Raw genomic sequence first — 421 nt, forward strand, 5'->3', positions numbered from 1 at the left:
TCTTTGCGCGGCGTCAACGGCATCCCCGCCGGGGGTATCAGCATAGTCGCGCAGATGGCGCCGCAGAACGGCGCGCTGGTTGGCGATCTTGGCGGCGACGATGGACCGGGCCACCGGCAGCGCGGGCCCCGGATCGGCGGTTGCCCGGTGTTGGGCCCGCCGGAGCAGCACATTGCCCGATTGCGGCCCCTCGAGTCGCGCCATCAGCTTGCCGGAATAGCCGAGCCAGGCCATCGAGATCCCCGACGCCGCAGCGAAATGCATGACGTCGGGGGAGGCCGAGGTCTCGCCGAACAGCACGATCTGGCCTAGCAGGTGGGCCGGACTTCGTTTGACCACGCGCCCGGCGATCTCGACCGCGATGGTCTCGCCGTCCTTGCGCAGGCGCGCGCCTTCGGTCGCCACATAGAGCGTATTGAGC

General features: G+C 69.4%; 1 protein-coding gene. It reads right to left on the bottom strand.

The window, feature by feature from the left end:
- The coding region (gene cas1, locus D4A39_RS17230) for a CRISPR-associated endonuclease Cas1 (RefSeq protein ID WP_119918603.1) at positions 1 to 421 on the bottom strand (421 nt) is incomplete at both ends.

The sequence above is a fragment of the Alcanivorax profundi genome (assembly GCF_003597125.1).
Taxonomy (GTDB): Bacteria; Pseudomonadota; Gammaproteobacteria; order Pseudomonadales; family Alcanivoracaceae; genus Alcanivorax; species Alcanivorax profundi.